Source organism: Bacillus cereus group sp. RP43, from assembly GCF_040459645.1.
GTDB lineage: Bacteria > Bacillota > Bacilli > Bacillales > Bacillaceae_G > Bacillus_A > Bacillus_A mycoides_C.
On record NZ_JARVHQ010000001.1, the window covers coordinates 2839009 to 2857555 of the forward strand.

The following is an 18547-nucleotide window of genomic DNA, read 5'->3' on the forward strand; positions in this document are numbered from 1 at the left end:
ACTAAAAAACAATTATGTAAGTAAACAACGTACAACCTACAGAAAACAATATAAATCTAATAAACAACTGGACTTTCGATACAAATGTGCCATCAATGAAAGAAACAACGATCGTAAGCAAAACACTTGCCGCAATGCTTGTAACGATCCATATACTATGCATTTGTGGTAGATTTAGCATTCTTAATAAAGGTACTAAGAGTAAATTCGCACATATTACTCCAAACAATAATATAAATACACCTTTATAACTAAATTTTATATTCATTCCATTTCACCTCTCTCGATTTAATATGAAAGAAGTGATAGACAAAAAGTCTATCACTCAAAATAACAGTATAAAACTTAAGGACTAACAGATTCCCCTTCACCATTCTTTTCAATTTCAAGCATATTTTTGTCATACATTTTAAAGAATGGTAGGTAAATAAGGAATGATATTGCTATATTTATAAAAACTAATACAACTGCACGCCAATCTCCACCTGTAGCTAAATATGCGCCAATTGGAGCTGGTAATGTCCACGGCGGCATAATATGTGTTGGCGTTACAAATCCCATCACAGTTGCTGAATATGCAACAGTTGCTGTTACGAGTGGTGTAATGATAAATGGGATAATTAAAATTGGATTTAGTACAATCGGTAATCCGAAAATAACAGGTTCATTAATATTAAAAATACCCGGAACAATACAAGTTCTTGATAATGCTTTCGAATATTTTGATCGACCAAATACAATCATAGCTAATACAAGACCTAACGTCGCACCAGAACCACCAATCCATATAAACCATTGATATAACGGCTCTGGTGATATGAATGGCAACTGATCTGCTCCACTAGCAACTGCTTCACCATTTTTCCCTAAGTATACTTCCCATAATGGCCGAGCAACAGTTCCAACAACCGACACACCATGGATTCCGAATGACCAAAAAAATGTAATTAAAAACACTGGAATGATTACACCGAAATAACTATCACCAGCTTTTACTAACGGTGCTGCTAATTTATCAACAACATGGTGTAAATCAATGCTAAAAACGACAGTTACTAAACTCATTATAATAATAACGAATGCAGCAGGTATAAGTGCTTCAAATGAACGCGATACAGATGGCGGTACTTGTTCTGGCATTTTAATCATTACATTTTTCGTCTTACAAAACCTTAAAATCTCTACGGATAAAATAGAAACAATCATCGTCACGAATAATCCATGACCTCCGAGATTTGTCATCGGAAGCATAAATCCTTTTTTATCAATTAATTCAGGGGTTAACGTTAATAGCAGTGAACATACCGCAAGCTGCGCTCCTGATAAAGCATCTAGCTTATAACTTTTCGCTAAATTATATCCTATTCCAAATGCTATATATAAAGACATAATAAACATCGTTAACCGATATGGTATTAATATACTTGTTTGATTTTTTAATGCCCATACTGATATGAAACTATCTTTCGGTAATGGTGGAAATGCTACTATTAAAAAGAAACTCCCTACGATAATAAATGGTAACGCCGAAATAACTCCATCACGGATTGCTTGTAAATGCCTCTGTTCAGAAAGCCTTGCCATCGGTCCAGATAAGTTTTTATCAAGAAACGTGACAAACTTATTCATAACGCTTCCCCCTAACTAATTAATTCATTTACAGTTTTTAATAAAGTCGGTCCACCAAGCGGCGTGTATGCGTGCGGCGGAATAATACCGCACGGAATGGATTCCTGTTCTGCAAATTTTTTTACAGACTCAAATCTGTGTCTTACTTGAGGTGCAACCATTACAACATCCCAGCCATTCTTTACTTCTTCCTCTACCTCATTCGTTCCAATTGCATGCACTTCCATGTGCACACCTTTTTTCTCCGCTTCTTTTTTTAAAGCGTTTACAACAATTGCGCTGGACATTCCTCCAGAACAAACGAATAAAACTTTCATTATTGAATCCTCCTATACTTATAAATTGTTTCCTTCAAATGAAAGAAAGTTTCACTTTACTCACAAGCATATGAAGAAATGAAACGATTTAGTTATACTGAAAGTAAATTTCACTAAAAATATTTTTCCTATTAAATTAATGTTTCAATATTTATTTGTCTCAATTGCAGGGCCAACCTCACATCATATATTATTTTAAATAATCGTATAATAGGGAGGCGTATAAATGATTATGAAACGTTTATTAATGATGTGCTGTATCGTCATCTTGTTTACTCCTTTCTCTTTCATTTCCCCTCACTCTACTTATGCTGAAGTAAATACTACTTACAAAAAACATGAATTACGCGCTGTATGGATAGCATCTGTTCTCAACATTGATTGGCCCTCAAAAACTAACTTACCTATCGAAAAACAAAAACAAGAATTTACGAAACTATTAGATGATGTTAAAAACATCGGTATGAACGCAGTTGTCGTACAAATTAAACCAACTGCCGATTCTTTTTATCCTTCCAAATATGGCCCTTGGTCTGAATACATTACAGGTACACAAGGAAAAGACCCTGGTTATGATCCACTCGCATTTATGATTGAAGAAGCACATAAAAGAAATATAGAATTCCACGCATGGATTAATCCATACCGAATAACGATGAATCACACTGATATAAATCGATTATCAAACAATCACCCTGCAAGACAACATCCCGATTGGGTTGTACCTTACGGCGGGAAGCTATATTACAACCCTGGTATTCCAGATGTGAAAAACTTTATAACGGAAGGCGCTTTAGAAATCTTAAAAAATTATGATGTTGATGCAATTCATATGGACGATTATTTTTACCCTTATAAAGTAGTTGGCGAAGAATTTCCTGATCAGAAAACGTACGAAATGTATAATAACGATAGATTTACAAATATAGAAGATTGGCGACGTAACAATGTAAATGAACTTGTAAAAGAATTAAATACTGTTATAAAACAAGAAAAATCATACGTAAAGTTTGGCATTAGTCCGTTCGGCGTATGGCGAAATATAGTTGACGATCCGACTGGCTCTAACACAACCGCAGGCCAAAGAAACTATGATGACCTTTATGCTGACACACGTGAGTGGATACAAAAAGGATATATTGACTACATTACACCTCAAATATATTGGAATATAGGTTTCACCCCAGCTGCATATGACATATTAGTAGATTGGTGGGTTAAAGAAACAAATAACAAACCGATTCACCTATACATCGGTCAAGCGGCCTATAAAATTAATAACAACTCTGTCTCTGCTTGGTCTGATCCAGAAGAATATCCAAAGCAAATCGCTTTAAACCGTCAATATCCTCAAATAAAAGGTAGCATGCATTTTAGCTTAAAAGATATTAATAACAATCCACTAGGAGTTAAGGATAGGCTCTCAAAAGACATATATAAGCATCCTGCATTAATCCCACCTATGCCTTGGCTTGATCATGATCCGCCAAAACAACCTACTTTAAAAGGTGCCATTCCAAGAGATGAAGGTATTGCTTTAGGCATAATTGATGATAGAGATAATGACGCTGCTTATTATGCGATATACCGTGTGAATGGAAAGAATGTAGTTGATATTCAAGATCCGAAGAATTTACTTACTACTGTTAGGAAGAAACCATCGGCAGAAATTTTTGTAGATAAGACGGCTTTACCTGGGGAGACTTATACGTATGTGGTGACTGCTTTAGATCGACTTCATAATGAGAGTATTTCTTCTAGTAAAGCAACTATTAAAGCAAAATAATAATAGAATCCCTTATATTAAAAAAACCGCCTTAAAGTCGAAATACTCAACTTTTAAGGCGGTCTCTTCTATTTGTTCTTAAACTTCTCTGTCGCTGCTCTCATCTTCACATTCAAATCGTGATCAATGGAGTCACGAATATCACGCTCTACTACTTCCATTTCCTTTTGGAAATTTTGCAAGTATATTTTTAGTTCTTCTTCTTTTTCAGGACGTTGTGATGGTGGTAATTGTACCACTAATGATAACATCGCTGTTAAATCTTTCATTAAGAACGTTTCAAGTTTATGTTGTTGTTCAAACATGCGTTGTTCTTGATAGTACGGAAGTGCATTTAATACTGAAATTGTAATGTCATCAACCGTTCTTTGTAGTGAAGGATTAATCGAGCGTTTATATGCTTGAATTGTATTTAGTGCATCTGGATATCGATCATAGAAATACAATTTATAAAACGATAGGTCTGTCGGTTTTACTGTTTGCTGTGATTCTTGTCTCAAGAAATCTTTCACTTTCATTGTTGCGATATCAATATCTTCATTCGTAAGCTTTTTCGTTGTTTTTGCCATCACATGCACTTTTTTCTGCTTTTCTTTCGGTAACATTGAGAAAACTTGCTCTCTCGTACGTTGGCCTGATGTACAGAAAAGAGTATTTAATGCATTTTGTTCTTTTTTCCCTTCTGTACGAATCCAGCGATAAAAGAGTGGGTGCTGCGTAAATTCTTGTAAAAACGGTGTTGATTTGTTCGATAATTTTTCAATGGAATCTTGCGCTCTCTTATATGGTTTCGTCCATGAAAAATAAAGTTTACGTCCGAAGTATACAACTAAAACAACGACAGTAAATGCGATTAAAAGTAATGACCCTAATAGTAATAATACTCCTTGAATGAAACTCATTTTTTCACCTCCTCTAATGATCTGTTATTTCCTTGGACGCTGAATGAGTTTCTGCTTCATCTCATCATTAAATGTGTCAAGTTCAATTACAAACTTCTTACTAGACTCAATAATACGCTCTGAAGATTTCTCAGATGCTTCAATAGCAGCGAATACATTTTGGAATGATTCACGTAATTTATCCATGCTAATTGCAGGATTTTCTAGGAGTTTTGTTGTTTCTTCTGTATTTTGTTTTAATGCTTGAGAATTGCTTAATACCATTGATTCAATCGCTTCATTTGTGGCATTAACTGCATCAATTGTTTTACGTTGATTTGTTAATGCCAGCTGAATTGCAGCTGAAACCGTTACAACGTTTTGTGTCATCGTAATTGCATTACGAATTGCCTCTGATAGCTTTTCATTATTTTTCTTAATGATGTCTACAGATGCGATAGATTGTAATAATACACTTTTTGCTTGCTGCATATTACGTGTACGTACAAGTATCTTTTCTAATGCATCATTTATTAACGGAATATCCCTTTGACGTTCTGGGTTTTGTTTCTCGGCTTCAAGCATGCCTGCAAGTTTTCTTCCTAAGTATACTTGTTTATCAAGAGCGTGAATTTTATCATGGGATTGCTCTTTTAACATTTCAAGACCAACCGTATCCTCTTGCAAGTTATCACGTCCAATGAGAAGTGATCTTATAATCTCCTCGATTTGCTTATCTATAGATTGATATTTATGCACGTAATTTTCAAGCGGATTTTTCTTGAACACTTTAAACATAAGTTTCTTCATACCAGATGCTTTTAATGAGTTTGGATCAAGTTCTGATACCACTTTTCGTAATTCTAACAATGTATTTGGAATTTCTTCATTCTTTCCATTCATCATCGCTGTCACAGGTCGTTTTAAAGCTGATAGCGTTTGTCCTGCCGCTTGCTGCTCTTTATCCCCTAAGTCTCCAAGCTGTGACAATACTTTTGATAAATCTGTATTTTGCTCGCTATTTAACTTTTGTACATATAGATCTGCTTCTTTATTCAGTTCTTCAAGTTCTGCATCTTTTATTACTGTATCAACTACTACTTCTACATTATTATCTTTCACAATCGATACAGGCTCTTTTTTCTCGAGTTCAGTCAACAAAATCGCTCCTTTATTTATATGTGCGAATTTATGTGCACTTTATTTCATCTAATATATCGTATTTCATATACATTTTGCTTGTTTGAAATCGATTTTTCAAGAAATACCTGCTTATGCAGTCATTCCCTGTTTCTTAGTATAAGTATACCTGTTCTCAACATTATTTTCCTCAGACTTAAGACCTAGAGAACAACATACTGAAGACGGATTCTTCACAGCTTACCTTACTTATCACCACTGAATATTAATTTGAAGTTCCATTTAGTTACCTTCTTAAATTCATACAATGCTCTATCTTTTGACATATGCTATCTTTCAATGTGATAATTATATTAGGTCCACTTCTAATTATTCTTCCGCGCAACAAATGCTCCCTTTTGAAAAGCTAATAACACGGTTTCAAACGTAACGTCTTCTTCAATCATCTTTATAAATCCAGCTAATTCCCCCGCATGAGAAGTTGCATTATCAATTACAAGAAAACCTTTTGGCTCTAAAATACGTTTTATATGTTCCCACCACCACATGTATTGCGTGCGCTCTGAATCTAGGAAAATAAAATCAAATGAACGATCTACTTGCGAATCTAAAAATGCCCCAGCCTCTTGATTATGAATATCGATTCTCTGTGTAAGATTTGCCCTTTCAAAATTTTCAAGTGCCTCTCCAACCCGTTCTGAAGAAAATTCTACAGTTATAACATTTCCATTTGTTTCTTCTACCGCATTTGCTAGCCACAATGTAGAATATCCATTTGAAGTTCCAATTTCTAAAATTTTTTTTGCATTGCACCCCTTTACTAATACTGATAAAAACTGCCCCATTTCACGAGAAATATTTCTTAATTTTTCTTCTCTTTTTTCTTTATGTCGATCATGCTCTTCTCCATATTGTTCAAGTTGCAATAATAATGAATCTAGAGTATTCATTTTCTCCATCGCCTTTCCAAGCAATATGATGAAAAAGTACATGATGCCCGTCTACTTTTCATTATATGCGAAATGTACACCTTTTTCCTGTTATACGACAAAGAATTAAAATTTTTTATAGCATATTGTTTCGTTTTTTGGTAAAGTTAATTTCTACGTGCAATTATTTAATTCACATTATTTTACAATCAGTTTTCAATTATAAGATAATCTACATTTAAATGAATCGGTATTTCTAATTCAACTAAGCGCCCTTTTTGGACGCATTTTCTTTTGTTTATATATTTCTGTAAGAAAGGATGCTTACACATGAACGTGATTAACTTAGATGCTGCTAGAAGACGTAAACAGCATAAAAAACTAATGATAACTATACCGATTATTAAACGCATTTATGAAGAAGACGGGGAAATTAAATTCGAGGTAGCTGGCGAAAAGGATGTACCTCTTGAAATGTTAGAAAAATAAAACTTTGTTCGCCCAACTAACCTCTATACTCTCACTTAGTTTTGAGGATGAAATCTTACTTCTCGCAAATAACGAGATAAATGAATAAAGACGTACTTCTTCTGAAGTACGTCTTTATATTATATACTTTTATTAAAATGCATAAGTTTTTCTGGATTAACCATCATATAAATGTTTGAAATCTCCCCATCTTCACTTAATTCGGCTGCTCTTGATGGATTCGTGAAAAATATAGGTTGGATCTAACCCTAATGCAAATTGATGTGTAGGGTTGGTTAAGCGTCTTAAACCAATATCTAATACAGCAACGGTAACCGGTATCGATTGTTCACTCCATCTATACAAACTTGTTTCTTCTGCACCTTTTATTATTTTACAAGCTTCTTTCGGTGGAATCGTCACGACAACTGCATTAACTTTAAATACTTCATCATCCGAACAACGAATTTTTGCTTGATTTTTCTAATACAACAACTTTCCTTCCTTCTTTCTTTCGCTAAATATATAGATGCTGTTAACCCAGCAAGGCCCCCGCCAACAATTGCTACATCAAACTTTTTCATAATAAAATCCCTCCTTATCGTTCTAAATACAAGACGAACGATGAAGGAAGGATGTGACAAAAAAATATATTATTAAGTTAGCTACTTTATTTATTTTTGGCAATCCGATCATATTGCATACGAAATAACTCAATAGCAAACGGAATGTCCTCTTCACTCTTTATAAAATAACTAATCCATCCTGATTCGGGTAATACATGGTGTGGTTGAACTGATCCTTGATTAATTAATTCATCTCGCTTTAGTTTCGGAAATGGTAAATCAGCTAACTTATCCCCGTGAAGATGCCCTAATTCTTTCTTGCCATAGTTTAATTCTACTCCACCAAATCGGTGTGGCTTTTCAGAAACACCTTCCCAGCTAAGCACTTCTTTTCTAATTACTTCACTATATGTCATAGTCATTCGCTCCTTTACGATTGGTGTAACTTAAAATTACCATTCCTCTCCATATATTTCATCAATCTAAAGTATGAAAGGCTATACGAATATAGTTTAATCTCAATTAATAAATAATTTTTTAATATTTATTAATAATCTAAAAGGTCTTTATCATATTATACAGAATTATTCGTTAGAAACAACTTCAAGGGATGGATATATATGAGCGAATTATTATTACAAAAGGCTACTTATCTACAATCTGATGAACTAAAGTTAATGAAAAAAGCTATAGAGTTTGCTGAACATGCGCATAATGGTCAATACCGTCAAACTGGGGAGGCATATATTATTCATCCTTTTGCTATTACAGAGGTACTATTAGATTATAAAGCTGATGTTACAACTTTGATTTCTGCGTTATTACACGATGTTGTAGAAGATACGACTTATTCTCTCGAAAAAGTAGAATTACTTTTCGGTACGACCGTCAGTTACATTGTTGATGGATTAACAAAAGTGAAAAAACAACACGGTCAAAAGAAGACATTATACGAAGCGATTAATTTTAAAAAGTTGCTGTTAGCTTCTCAACAAGATATACGTGTTGGCATTATTAAAGTTATAGATCGTCTTCATAACATAAAAACATTGAGTGTTAAAAAACCTGCAAAACAAGTAGCTTATGCAAACGAGACATTAACATTCTTTGCACCACTTGCAAAGCGATTAGGTTTATATTCTATCCAACATGAATTAGAAAACCTATCTTTTCAATATCTACATAAAGAGAGATATAAAAAAGTACATAATTTTTTAATGGAATATGTGCCACATATTCAAAAAAACATAACTGATTTAAGAAAAGGAATAAATTTTTTTTATGATACGAACCTTTCATTTGAAGTAAGTTATGAATTTACCCCAATTTATTCTGCTTACTCACAACTGCAAGAAGCACAAAACATATCAAGAGTTTCACAAATATTTATCACCACTATAAGTGTCCTAGATTGTTATAAAATCCTTGGAATAGTTCATCAATTATATAAACCAACTACACAATATTTCGAAGACAATATAGCACTTGAAAATACTCATTTTAATAACAATTTAAAAACTAAAGTCAATATAAATGATATTGAACAATCAATTATCATTCAAACACAATCAGAGAAAACATTAAGAGATAATGGTATTTTTTCTTTATTGAATAATAGAACTGCAGATATCCAAGCAATCTCTTATAAAATAATGAATGATACAATAATGAATAACAATTTATTAACTAAAGATCCAATTATTTTTCATAACTTAGTATCGTATGAACTATTTGAGAATACCATTACTGCTTACACTACAGATTTACGCCCTATTTATTTACCCGATGGTGCTACAATTATTGATTTTACTTTCTCTGCATTTCCAACAATTGCACATAACTTGAACAAAGCAAAGTTAAATGGCATTCCCGTTCCATTCAAAACAAAGATATCTCATTTAGACGTAATTGAAATCCATTTTGATTCAAAACAAAACTTGGCAATAGAATGGCTAAATTACGCTAATACTGCTAAAGCACAATTAATTATTCAACAAAGACTAACTTAAATAAAAGACCAATGCTTTATCTAAAAAGCATTGGTCCTTTATTGTTACGTACATAATATAAGAGCTAGATTCCTCAAATACTTTATTAAATATCACTTGATTTTTGTACACATCTTACACCGTTAAGAGATTCTTAATATCTGTATTAGAATTAGGTACCTTCACTTTCATCCAAACCCATCACCAATAATTCCGACTTTCATAATTTCATTCTTAATTACATTTTTAATAGTAATTTTGTATGATACACGGTACAGCCTAGAAATCCTTTATAAAATAGGCGATTTTATTATGATGACTACAATTGCACATTACAAAAACTAGACTCATATCCTAATTTCGTACAATGACTTACAAATAGAAAGGCAGGTAATACAATTGACTTCGAATATTGACTACACTTCCCCCTCAACCAATTTCACCCATGATTTAAATAAAAGTAATTTTTTTAAGAAAGATGCCAAAAATTATATAAACGTACTTGGCATTAAACAATTAAACACATTAGAAAACACTTCTTTATTAGATATATATTTAAGTACAGGTAATGTTGTAGAACCACATATCCATCAAAATGCAGCTGAACTCGTTTACTGTATTTCAGGGTCCGCTGTCGTTTCTTTACTTAATCCGTTTACGAATCAAATTTTAAACTTACCTATCAAACCAGGGCAAGTCGCTAATATCCCACAAGCTTGGTGGCATTATGAAATCGCCACAACAGATAACACACATTTATTAGCCATTTTTAATGCCCCGACACCAGAAGTTATTTTTGGTTCTGATATTTTAAGATTAACTCCCGCTAATATGATGGCTCATACTTATTGTCTAAATGAACAACAATGGAAACAAGCAGTATCCCCAATTCAATCTACTACAGTAATTGGTCCCCCGGCAAACTGTAATCAAAACCGTGATATGATAAATCAGTCAACTCCTCCGCCTACTCAACAACAAAATCTATATTACCAAGATTCTTATTACTTCCCTCTTTACTGGGGTTATTAATTAGTATCTCTTAATAAGAAACATCATTTATCTCCTTGGAAAATGCCGAGGAGATTTTTATTATATCTTCTCTTCCAATTCTTTATCGTAACAATTAATAGAGTACATACATATAATATTTATATATTTCATTGGAGGTGATAGCACTATGAGTAATTATAACTATCGAAAAAACTACTCTAATAATAAAAATAGTAGTTCATCAGCGTCCTCTCAATCTTCGAATTCTCAATCTTCCAGTTCCCAATCGGAAAGAGATTTAGCTCAACAAGGCTACGTAAAGAAAAAAGGATGTAACTGTAATAAAAATAAATAAGATCTTTTTTAGCTATACAAAAAGGAATACTCTTAAAAAGAGTATTCCTTTTTTCAATGCTCACCATTTAAGACGCGATGCTTAGACGAATGTTATCCCTGCACTTGCGAATCCTGTAATAGCAGTAGCAATATCGAAACCAGGTGTAGTTGATGAAACAACAAGTAATATCTTATCTTGTGGAGCGACCGGAATTACTTGTGCGCTAATACCACTCGAAGTATTACCGACAGCAATAAGACCACTAAATCCTGGTGTTAATAGTAACGGTGTACCTACTGGCGTGAAAGTATTACTTGCTGCTGGTGCGCTGTACAACTGCATTTGAATTTGTATGCTTCCTAATGCTAAAGCAACCGCTACAGTTACACTAAAGAATCCTGCTAACGAAGTAATTGTACCTGCGCGAGGAGCTACAAATGCGAAATCAAATACTGGAGGTACAGGACCTATAGTAATTGAGCCACCAGATACAATTACAGGGAAGAATGAACTTCCAAATCCAACAAGTGCCCCTGTGTTTGCCAACCCACCTAAAACAGTTGTTAATGCTACGGGTGTACCTGATGCAAACGGAATAACCGCTCCGCCTCCTGTTGCTCCTGTTGCTCCTGTTGGACCTGTTGGGCCTGTTGGGCCTGTTGGACCTGTTGGACCTGTTGGACCTGTTGGACCTGTTGGACCTGTTGGGCCTGTTGGACCTGTTGGACCTGTTGGACCTGTTGGACCTGTTGGACCTGTTGCTCCCGTTCCTGTTGCTCCTGTTGCTCCTGTTGCTCCTGTTGCTCCTGTTGCTCCTGTTGCTCCTGTTGCTCCTGTTGCTCCTGTTGCTCCTGTTGGACCTGTCGCCCCTGGAGTAGCATTGATTAATTGAATTAATAAACCAAAAAGAACTTGTAAAGTTGCAGGATCGATATTTGAGTTGCAGGATACAGGGATAAGATCTAAAGCGAAGAAGAATTGTGCAAGAGCGCTATAAAATTGTTGCAATAATGTTGACAATTGTCCTAAATTAGGTGCTGGAGATTGTAATAAAACTATAATACTTTGAGTTAATTGTTTCAAAAAATTAACTTCTGGGGAAGGTAATAAGGAATTTAAGAAAATTAAAAATTGATTAAATAAATCGAGTAACGCTAATCTGTTTGCATTACTTGGATTTGCAAAAAATGCTGCAATAGCTGATATTAATGAATTTAATAAAGTAATTAATTGACTTAATTGTTGGCTAGTAATAGGAACTGACTGTGGATTTTTACAACAATCTGCTGAAAAAACAATCGAATTGCAGTTATTATGATCAAAACAATCATTATGTTTCATTTATTTCCTCCTTACTTTTCTTATAGTTGAGTGTTTTCCTATTCTAAGAACTATAAAAGATGCGATTGAAAAAAGTAGTTGAGTTATATGTTTCTCTTAAAATAGGAAACATGAATTATAATCAAACTTGAAAACGTAATTTAATTATGTTCATGACTCACATATTAATTATATGTTTTTAATAATTGAGTGCTTAGATTAAACACCTAAACTTAAGAGTTTATTTTATTTTTCCACGTTTATCTCCCAAATTCAATTGCCTATCAATTTAATTATCCATAGTAATCACTAAAACAATCAATAACATACGTTCCACTTATAATGACATCACTTTTTCCATACTAGAATAATTAGTATTTTACCTATACAAAAATTGTGTTGAAACTATAATCAGGATGCCGTTTCTAATATAGAAAATCCTCATATTATATATTGGACAAGTTATTCTAAACTTCGTTCCAATAAATTTAGAATAGGAGTGAGAATTAAATGCCTATCATTCAACCATTTATGGCATCTAGAAGATTCACCTCTACACTAGGAGCTGGAACAGGCACAGGTGCTGCTTTTGCGATTACTGCCACAGCGTGTTTAAACGATGCGGGTACTACTGCAACTGCCTTCCCAACTTTTACGTATTACAATCTCTATATAAACGGTATTCTCCAGCCTAGTGTAAACTCCAGTGTTACTACTGGTCCTACTGGTGCTATTACAATTCCTGGCGGAGATGCATTAGACGGTGGAATTCCAATTACAATTGAATTTATCGTCACTTAATTTTAACTAACCAAATTTAGAACAAAAAGGGCAGATTTCTCTTTATAGGAAATCTGTCCTTTTTAATTGATAATAATAAATTGTAGGATAATTGAAGATCCTTGTGAGGGTGGTTCAGCATCTAATAAAGTTAACTGACCAGCTGTAACTTCATAAAAAGGTTGTGGTTGAAGAATTCCATTTATAAATAGATTAATATAAGAAACTTCACTTGGTGATAAGATTTGTGTTGTACCGTATTGTGCTATACCATCTGCATTAGTATATATAAGTTTTTCCCCATCTGAAAAAGTAAAATATAATAGGTTTGTTGTTGGGATTGTTCCCGGTATTCCCGTTGGGCCGGTTATTCCGGTTGCTCCGGTTGCCCCTGTTGCTCCTGTTTCTCCTGTTTCTCCCGTTATTCCTGTTATTCCTGTTGCTCCTGTTGCTCCTGTTGCTCCTGTTGCCCCTGTTTCTCCGGTTGCTCCCGTTATTCCTGTTGCTCCTGTTGCCCCTGTTTCTCCCGTTATTCCTGTTGCTCCTGTTGCCCCTGTTTCTCCCGTTATTCCTGTTATTCCTGTTGCCCCTGTTGCCCCTGTTTCTCCCGTTACTCCTGTTACTCCTGTTGCTCCTGTTGCCCCTGTTTCTCCGGTTGCTCCCGTTACTCCCGTTACTCCTGTTACTCCTGTTGCTCCCGTTATTCCTGTTATTCCTGTTACTCCCGTTATTCCTGTTATTCCTGTTACTCCTGTTACTCCTGTTGCCCCTGTTTCTCCCGTTATTCCTGTTGCTCCTGTTGCCCCTGTTTCTCCCGTTATTCCTGTTATTCCTGTTATTCCTGTTACTCCTGTTGCCCCTGTTGCCCCTGTTTCTCCTGTTTCTCCCGTTACTCCTGTTACTCCTGTTGCTCCTGTTGTCCCTGTTTCTCCTGTTTCTCCCGTTACTCCTGTTGCTCCGGTTGCTCCTGTTGCTCCTGTTGCTCCAGTTGGAAAATTAATAGACGGAAGAGGTGGAAATGTAGGACCAATATTTTTAGAATCCATAACTTCCTTAGACATTGGTAATTTGTCATATCGATTCAAATTTGCACCTCCCTTCTATAGTATTTATTAAATGTTAGATGTTCCGAAATGTTAAAAGGATTATCTAAAAAAATATTATTAATAGAATATATGAAAAGTATCTCCTTTATCATAAAAATGAGGTGATTTTAATTAAAAATAAAGATAGAGAAAATCCCCAAAATAATGACGTACAATTATCTATAATTTCACTTGAAATGCTCCTTCATTATAGACTAACTGGTAGTACTGGACCCATGAGTAATACCGGACCCACTGGTAATACCGGCATAAACGTTACAACAAATTCTATGTTTGCAAATAATACAGTGGATGGAACAGTTTCAGTTGTACTAGGTGGTACTAACATACTACTCTCAAACAATCAAAGCCTTGATAGCTTTGCAGTCAATAGTGCAAATGATTTATTTACAGTCCCTGTAACGGGACGTTATTATCTTTCTTATCAAATTAATACTACAACTGCACTTCTTGCGGGTTCAAGACTAATTTTAAACGGATCTACATCACTTCTGGGCTCAATTCTATATCCTGCCTTATCTACTTTAAGTTATAATAATAATTTAATTACAATATTAAATGCAGATAATACTATTTCTCTTCAATTATTCGGTCTCTTATCAATTGTCAATTTAGTCGTTGGTGGATCAACTGGCGCCTCTCTAACAATTATACGAGTTGATTAATAAATGCTTCATTTTTTCTTCTTAACTTTAAATGCCATTCCCCTATATAGATAGTAGAAACTATCTATACTAAATATTCCGGATAAACATTATCAATTTACTCTATACGCTATCAATGTTAAGTTATTTATGAAGACAGTTTCTCCTTTACTAATCATCTCAATATGTATTTGAGAAACATTCTCCAATCCTATACGCGAGAGAAATACTGTGTTGACACTCAAATGAGTGTCTTTTTTTTGTAATTTTTCACATAATAAAAACCACCTTGTATAGATGGTTTTATAATTACGCTTCCCTTATATTTTTGATGTACATAAAAACTTATGCAGCTGGATAATAAATTGTCATACTCAACCGAGTTAACGTACTTCCTGAATTATAATAAGCGTGAGGTCTATCCGCCTTAAACCTGATTGAGTCTCCACTATTTAATCTATATTGACAATTATTTACCTCAATTGTCAGCTCACCATCAAACACAGTTATAAATTCCTCTGTTCCTTCTTTATGCGCTTCAGCATATAACTTTCCTTCTGTTTCAATTTCAACAGTATAGATTTCAAAATGTCTATCATCTTGGAAAGGAAACGAAGGATACACTTTATATCTCCCATTGTCTTCAGATAATACTTGAACATCGTTTCGTAAAATAACTTTCGTATCTGGCTGTGGATTATTGATTAAAGAAGTAAAAGACACTTTCAGGCCATTAGCAATTTTCCAAATCGTAGTTAGTGTCGGGCTAGATTCTCCCCTTTCAATTTGTCCGATCATCGTTTTACTTACACCACTTAATTGAGAAACTTTTTCTAAGCTCAGCTTTTCTTTTTCTCGAATAGCTTTTAAATTTTTTGCAAGGATAAGTTGAATTTCCTCCATAAAAAACACTCCTATACAATATAACGACCATTGTGTATAATAAAAAGCACACGTTATATTGTTCTTTTCGGTCATTATAACATACAAATTCAAAGGGAGGTTTGAAATGCCTATATTTTCTTTTTTATTATTCGTCTTTATTAGTAGCTTCACACCAGGTCCTAACAATTTTTTAGCTATGACATACGCCAACCAACATGGGTTAAAAAGTAGCATTAAATTTTGCTTCGGAGTGGCTTTCGGCTTTTTCATCATCACTTCATTATGTAGTTTCTTTAATATTATACTTATAAACATTCTGCCAATAATTGAATTTCCTTTAAAAATTTTAGGTGTAGCTTATATGATGTATTTAGCTTTTAAAATACTCAATAGTAAAAGTAGTGCAAATACAAATGAAAAAAGCAATAAAAACTTATTTTTAGTAGGAATTATGCTTCAATTCGTTAATCCAAAGGGAATATTATTCGGACTGACTGTAGTATCAACTTTCATTCTCCCTTATTACAATTCATATTCTAGTTACCTTCTTTTTTCATTATTTTTAGGAGTAGTCGGTTTAATGAGTACGTTTAGTTGGAGCCTATTCGGTTCAATGTTCCAAAAACTTTTATTAAAACATAACCAATTCTTTAACATTATTATGGCAGTTTTATTAATTTTTAGCGCTATTTCAATTGTTATCAACTAGCTCCATAACCATCCCAATTCTTAATTTAACAGTCAATCCGAAATAAATAATTATCCTTACACCTATCATCTTTGTTTTTTTAGTTTTAAGGTGGGAACCTTCTAGCGATAAGATTCCCACCATATCGTACTAAATAAGAAGTGTGTTATATAAAGAGGAGGTTTTCATTAAAACTACTTTAATTTCTCATTTTTACAATGAAGAATATTTACTTCCATGGTGGTTAATGCATCATACAAAACTATTTGATCACGGTATTCTAATTAACTGAGGATCTACTGACCGTTCAGTGGAAATATGTAAGTTATTTGCACCTCATTGGGAAATTCGCAATTCAAAAGTATTAGAATTTGATGCCTATTTAGTTGATCAAGAAGTTATGGAAATTGAAAAAGAAGTTACTGGATGGAAAATGATATTAAATACGACAGAGTTTCTTTGGTGTTTTAATAAAGAACAATTTTTTCACTTCACTTAACTCTAATGGAGGGAACATGTTTTCCATTAGAGTTATAAAGATGATCGATGAACCTTCTCACGGCTATTCTAATCCAAGATACAGTACTCCACTAGTCAAACAACGTTATCACAGTATTTTAATCCAACCCAGTCCCAATCTGCTTTATCTCAACGGTAGATTAATTCACAATATTTTTCATGGTGACTACAGAGTCGGCAGACATGGCTCACATTATCCATATAGCATTTACATGCAGCCTGCGTTCGTTTTAAAATTTTTTTATAGTCCATGGAACGAGGCTATGAAAAAAAGAAAATTACAAATTGGACCTACTCTTTCTAAACATAGTGTACAGCGTGGTTTAGGTTCTCCTCATTTAACAACACTTGAAAAATTAGAAAAAAACTATACGCACTATGCGACCTTAACTACTGATCTTCGGTTAATCCCAGAATACCAAACTATATTTCCCGATCTATGCTTTCCTAACTATTAATATCGTAAAAAGGTTAGCTATACATTTCTTATATTTGAGTTAACTGAAACAAATTCTACAGAACATACATCTAAAATTTTTTCTCTTATTCTCCTAAATAGAACTTTTTTCTACCTTGTACAAACATTTCTTACTTTTATTAAATACTATATATAGACAAATAAAAGATAGGAGATTAAAGAATGGCTGACTATTTTTATAAACATGGAAAAAAGTACTATAAAAACTATTCGTATTCTCACCACAAAAAAGAGAACTGTTTCATTGAAACGCATACGATTGCCGGTTCAAATATACCTCTAGATATTGTCGTACCAGCTAACACTTCAAGAATAGTTTTTGAAGATTCTACTAATAATCACAACAAAACATTACTTCAGTTTCATGTTCCTGGCACTTCTGCACCGATTGTAATAACTATTCGTACAAGAAATTCTCGTAGACCAATTACTGCTACAATAGCTACAGGTGAAACAAGGATTTTTCAAGTAGAAAATTTTGAAAGCCTCACTGTCACAAATAATACTAATACAAGTAGCGATATTGGTATTTTTATTCAAAAAACGTTTTGCATCTGCTGTGATGACCAAAATGATTACTATGCAGAACAATCACATTCTCTTAACCAAAAGAGTAACTGTTTTATTGAGACTCATACCGTAGCCGGCTCGGGAACTTCCTCAACTGGAAATGTACCTCTAGATATTATCGTACCCCCTAACTCTTCAAGAGTGGTTTTTGAAGATCTTACTATTAATCACAACAAAACATTACTTCAAATATCTGTTCCTAACGATTCCGGTCCCATTGAAGTAACTATTCGTACAAGGATTTCTAACACACCAATTATCGCTACGATAGTTCCTAATGAAACAAGGATTTTTCAAGTAGAAGATTTCCAAGAACTTACCCTCACAAATAATTCCGATTCCTTTGATTTTATTGATATATTTATCAATAAAACGTTTTGTATTTGCTGCAATGATCAGAACAACCCTTGCGATGAATGTTGCAATGAATACGACAATGATTATGATTGCTAGAATAACCGAAAAAGAAATCTCTCCTTTTACATTTTTCCATTAATACAAGAGGATGCTGTTAAAACATTTA

At 33.8% G+C, this 18547-nt stretch carries 19 protein-coding genes and 2 pseudogenes; 9 read left to right on the forward strand and 12 right to left on the reverse strand.

Annotation, left to right across the window (positions count from 1 at the left end):
- Nucleotide 1 precedes the first annotated feature (1 nt).
- The 3 genes from QCI75_RS14875 to QCI75_RS14885 form a co-directional block, all read right to left on the reverse strand.
- Entirely contained in the window at nt 2-268 is a 267-nt protein-coding gene (locus QCI75_RS14875; RefSeq protein ID WP_085311091.1) for a hypothetical protein, read from the reverse strand.
- A 77-nt stretch (nt 269-345) separates the two neighbouring features.
- Nucleotides 346-1629 carry a PTS sugar transporter subunit IIC gene (locus tag QCI75_RS14880; RefSeq protein WP_144507055.1) on the reverse strand — a complete coding sequence of 428 codons (1284 nt, stop codon included), beginning with the start codon at nt 1627-1629 and terminating at the stop codon, nt 346-348.
- Nucleotides 1630-1640: 11 nt separating this feature from the next.
- Entirely contained in the window at nt 1641-1946 is a 306-nt protein-coding gene (locus tag QCI75_RS14885; RefSeq protein WP_144507056.1) for a PTS sugar transporter subunit IIB, read from the reverse strand.
- Nucleotides 1947-2172: 226 nt separating this feature from the next.
- Between QCI75_RS14885 and QCI75_RS14890 the strand changes: the two genes are divergently transcribed.
- On the forward strand, nt 2173-3732 hold the full coding sequence (locus QCI75_RS14890) for a glycoside hydrolase family 10-like protein (RefSeq protein WP_353760759.1): 1560 nt from the start codon (nt 2173-2175) through the stop codon (nt 3730-3732).
- A gap of 68 nt (nt 3733-3800) precedes the next feature.
- Here the strand turns inward: QCI75_RS14890 and QCI75_RS14895 are convergent, their stop codons facing one another.
- From QCI75_RS14895 to QCI75_RS14905, 3 genes are all read right to left on the reverse strand, one after another.
- Entirely contained in the window at nt 3801-4634 is an 834-nt protein-coding gene (locus QCI75_RS14895) for a DUF3974 domain-containing protein (protein ID WP_070128382.1), read from the reverse strand.
- 24 nt (nt 4635-4658) lie between these two features.
- Nucleotides 4659-5771 (reverse strand): toxic anion resistance protein, encoded by a 1113-nt coding sequence (locus tag QCI75_RS14900; RefSeq protein ID WP_144507058.1) that lies wholly within the window; start codon nt 5769-5771, stop codon nt 4659-4661.
- A gap of 347 nt (nt 5772-6118) precedes the next feature.
- Nucleotides 6119-6712: an O-methyltransferase gene (locus tag QCI75_RS14905; RefSeq protein WP_144507067.1), complete on the reverse strand. Its 594-nt coding sequence runs from the start codon at nt 6710-6712 to the stop codon at nt 6119-6121.
- Between the two features lie 300 nt (nt 6713-7012).
- On the opposite strand from QCI75_RS14905, the gene QCI75_RS14910 reads away from it, so the two are divergent.
- The gene (locus QCI75_RS14910) at nt 7013-7171 is read left to right on the forward strand and encodes a hypothetical protein (RefSeq protein WP_002085567.1); all 159 of its coding nucleotides are present in this window, start codon (nt 7013-7015) and stop codon (nt 7169-7171) included.
- 179 nt (nt 7172-7350) lie between these two features.
- Here the strand turns inward: QCI75_RS14910 and QCI75_RS14915 are convergent.
- The 3 genes and pseudogenes from QCI75_RS14915 to QCI75_RS14925 all read right to left on the reverse strand — a co-directional run.
- Nucleotides 7351-7618, reverse strand: a pseudogene (locus QCI75_RS14915) (dehydrogenase); the annotation flags it as partial.
- A complete protein-coding gene (locus tag QCI75_RS14920; protein WP_235676374.1) occupies nt 7570-7734 on the reverse strand; it encodes an FAD-binding protein in 165 nt (54 codons plus the stop codon). The gene QCI75_RS14920 and the pseudogene QCI75_RS14915, both read right to left, overlap by 49 nt.
- An 86-nt stretch (nt 7735-7820) precedes the next feature.
- Nucleotides 7821-8132, reverse strand: a complete 312-nt coding sequence (locus tag QCI75_RS14925; RefSeq protein WP_144507059.1) for a luciferase domain-containing protein — start codon at nt 8130-8132, stop codon at nt 7821-7823.
- Between the two features lie 204 nt (nt 8133-8336).
- Between QCI75_RS14925 and QCI75_RS14930 the strand changes: the two genes are divergently transcribed.
- Together QCI75_RS14930 and QCI75_RS14935 are read left to right on the forward strand one after the other, a co-directional pair.
- A complete protein-coding gene (locus QCI75_RS14930) occupies nt 8337-9725 on the forward strand; it encodes an HD domain-containing protein (RefSeq protein WP_144507060.1) in 1389 nt (462 codons plus the stop codon).
- Nucleotides 9726-10103: 378 nt separating this feature from the next.
- Nucleotides 10104-10736 (forward strand): cupin domain-containing protein, encoded by a 633-nt coding sequence (locus tag QCI75_RS14935; protein ID WP_098779873.1) that lies wholly within the window; start codon nt 10104-10106, stop codon nt 10734-10736.
- Nucleotides 10737-11133: 397 nt separating this feature from the next.
- Here QCI75_RS14935 and QCI75_RS14940 read toward each other — a convergent pair whose 3' ends face one another.
- Complete coding sequence (locus tag QCI75_RS14940; protein WP_353760760.1) at nt 11134-12375, reverse strand: exosporium glycoprotein BclB-related protein; 1242 nt, start codon at nt 12373-12375, stop codon at nt 11134-11136.
- Between the two features lie 489 nt (nt 12376-12864).
- Here QCI75_RS14940 and QCI75_RS14945 point away from each other — a divergent pair, with 489 nt between their 5' ends.
- Nucleotides 12865-13155: a DUF4183 domain-containing protein gene (locus QCI75_RS14945; RefSeq protein ID WP_144507061.1), complete on the forward strand. Its 291-nt coding sequence runs from the start codon at nt 12865-12867 to the stop codon at nt 13153-13155.
- A gap of 62 nt (nt 13156-13217) precedes the next feature.
- Here QCI75_RS14945 and QCI75_RS14950 read toward each other — a convergent pair whose 3' ends face one another.
- Nucleotides 13218-14219, reverse strand: coding sequence for a DUF4183 domain-containing protein (locus QCI75_RS14950; protein WP_353760761.1), 1002 nt, complete (start codon nt 14217-14219; stop codon nt 13218-13220).
- Between the two features lie 236 nt (nt 14220-14455).
- Here QCI75_RS14950 and QCI75_RS14955 point away from each other — a divergent pair, with 236 nt between their 5' ends.
- Complete coding sequence (locus tag QCI75_RS14955) at nt 14456-14905, forward strand: BclA C-terminal domain-containing protein (RefSeq protein WP_483299465.1); 450 nt, start codon at nt 14456-14458, stop codon at nt 14903-14905.
- A 324-nt stretch (nt 14906-15229) separates the two neighbouring features.
- On the opposite strand, the gene QCI75_RS14960 is transcribed toward QCI75_RS14955, so the two are convergent.
- Complete coding sequence (locus tag QCI75_RS14960; RefSeq protein ID WP_353760763.1) at nt 15230-15787, reverse strand: helix-turn-helix domain-containing protein; 558 nt, start codon at nt 15785-15787, stop codon at nt 15230-15232.
- Nucleotides 15788-15893: 106 nt separating this feature from the next.
- Here QCI75_RS14960 and QCI75_RS14965 point away from each other — a divergent pair, with 106 nt between their 5' ends.
- The 3 genes and pseudogenes from QCI75_RS14965 to QCI75_RS14975 all read left to right on the forward strand — a co-directional run bounded on the left by QCI75_RS14965 (nt 15894) and on the right by QCI75_RS14975 (nt 18477).
- Nucleotides 15894-16478, forward strand: a complete 585-nt coding sequence (locus tag QCI75_RS14965) for a LysE family translocator (RefSeq protein ID WP_144507065.1) — start codon at nt 15894-15896, stop codon at nt 16476-16478.
- Between the two features lie 226 nt (nt 16479-16704).
- Nucleotides 16705-17434, forward strand: a pseudogene (locus tag QCI75_RS14970) (glycosyltransferase family protein).
- A gap of 182 nt (nt 17435-17616) precedes the next feature.
- Complete coding sequence (locus tag QCI75_RS14975; RefSeq protein ID WP_353760764.1) at nt 17617-18477, forward strand: exosporium protein D; 861 nt, start codon at nt 17617-17619, stop codon at nt 18475-18477.
- Nucleotides 18478-18547 lie beyond the last annotated feature (70 nt).

Coding starts and splice junctions, on each gene's coding strand:
- QCI75_RS14875 (WP_085311091.1), bottom strand. CDS start 268: ATGAATATAAAATTTAGTTATAAAGGTGTATTTATATTATTGTTTGGA.
- QCI75_RS14910 (WP_002085567.1), top strand. CDS start 7,013: ATGAACGTGATTAACTTAGATGCTGCTAGAAGACGTAAACAGCATAAA.
- QCI75_RS14955 (WP_483299465.1), top strand. CDS start 14,456: ATGAGTAATACCGGACCCACTGGTAATACCGGCATAAACGTTACAACA.
- QCI75_RS14925 (WP_144507059.1), bottom strand. CDS start 8,132: ATGACATATAGTGAAGTAATTAGAAAAGAAGTGCTTAGCTGGGAAGGT.
- QCI75_RS14960 (WP_353760763.1), bottom strand. CDS start 15,787: ATGGAGGAAATTCAACTTATCCTTGCAAAAAATTTAAAAGCTATTCGA.
- QCI75_RS14975 (WP_353760764.1), top strand. CDS start 17,617: ATGGCTGACTATTTTTATAAACATGGAAAAAAGTACTATAAAAACTAT.
- QCI75_RS14905 (WP_144507067.1), bottom strand. CDS start 6,712: ATGGAGAAAATGAATACTCTAGATTCATTATTATTGCAACTTGAACAA.
- QCI75_RS14945 (WP_144507061.1), top strand. CDS start 12,865: ATGCCTATCATTCAACCATTTATGGCATCTAGAAGATTCACCTCTACA.
- QCI75_RS14895 (WP_070128382.1), bottom strand. CDS start 4,634: ATGAGTTTCATTCAAGGAGTATTATTACTATTAGGGTCATTACTTTTA.
- QCI75_RS14940 (WP_353760760.1), bottom strand. CDS start 12,375: ATGAAACATAATGATTGTTTTGATCATAATAACTGCAATTCGATTGTT.
- QCI75_RS14965 (WP_144507065.1), top strand. CDS start 15,894: ATGCCTATATTTTCTTTTTTATTATTCGTCTTTATTAGTAGCTTCACA.
- QCI75_RS14880 (WP_144507055.1), bottom strand. CDS start 1,629: ATGAATAAGTTTGTCACGTTTCTTGATAAAAACTTATCTGGACCGATG.
- QCI75_RS14890 (WP_353760759.1), top strand. CDS start 2,173: ATGATTATGAAACGTTTATTAATGATGTGCTGTATCGTCATCTTGTTT.
- QCI75_RS14920 (WP_235676374.1), bottom strand. CDS start 7,734: ATGAAAAAGTTTGATGTAGCAATTGTTGGCGGGGGCCTTGCTGGGTTA.
- QCI75_RS14930 (WP_144507060.1), top strand. CDS start 8,337: ATGAGCGAATTATTATTACAAAAGGCTACTTATCTACAATCTGATGAA.
- QCI75_RS14885 (WP_144507056.1), bottom strand. CDS start 1,946: ATGAAAGTTTTATTCGTTTGTTCTGGAGGAATGTCCAGCGCAATTGTT.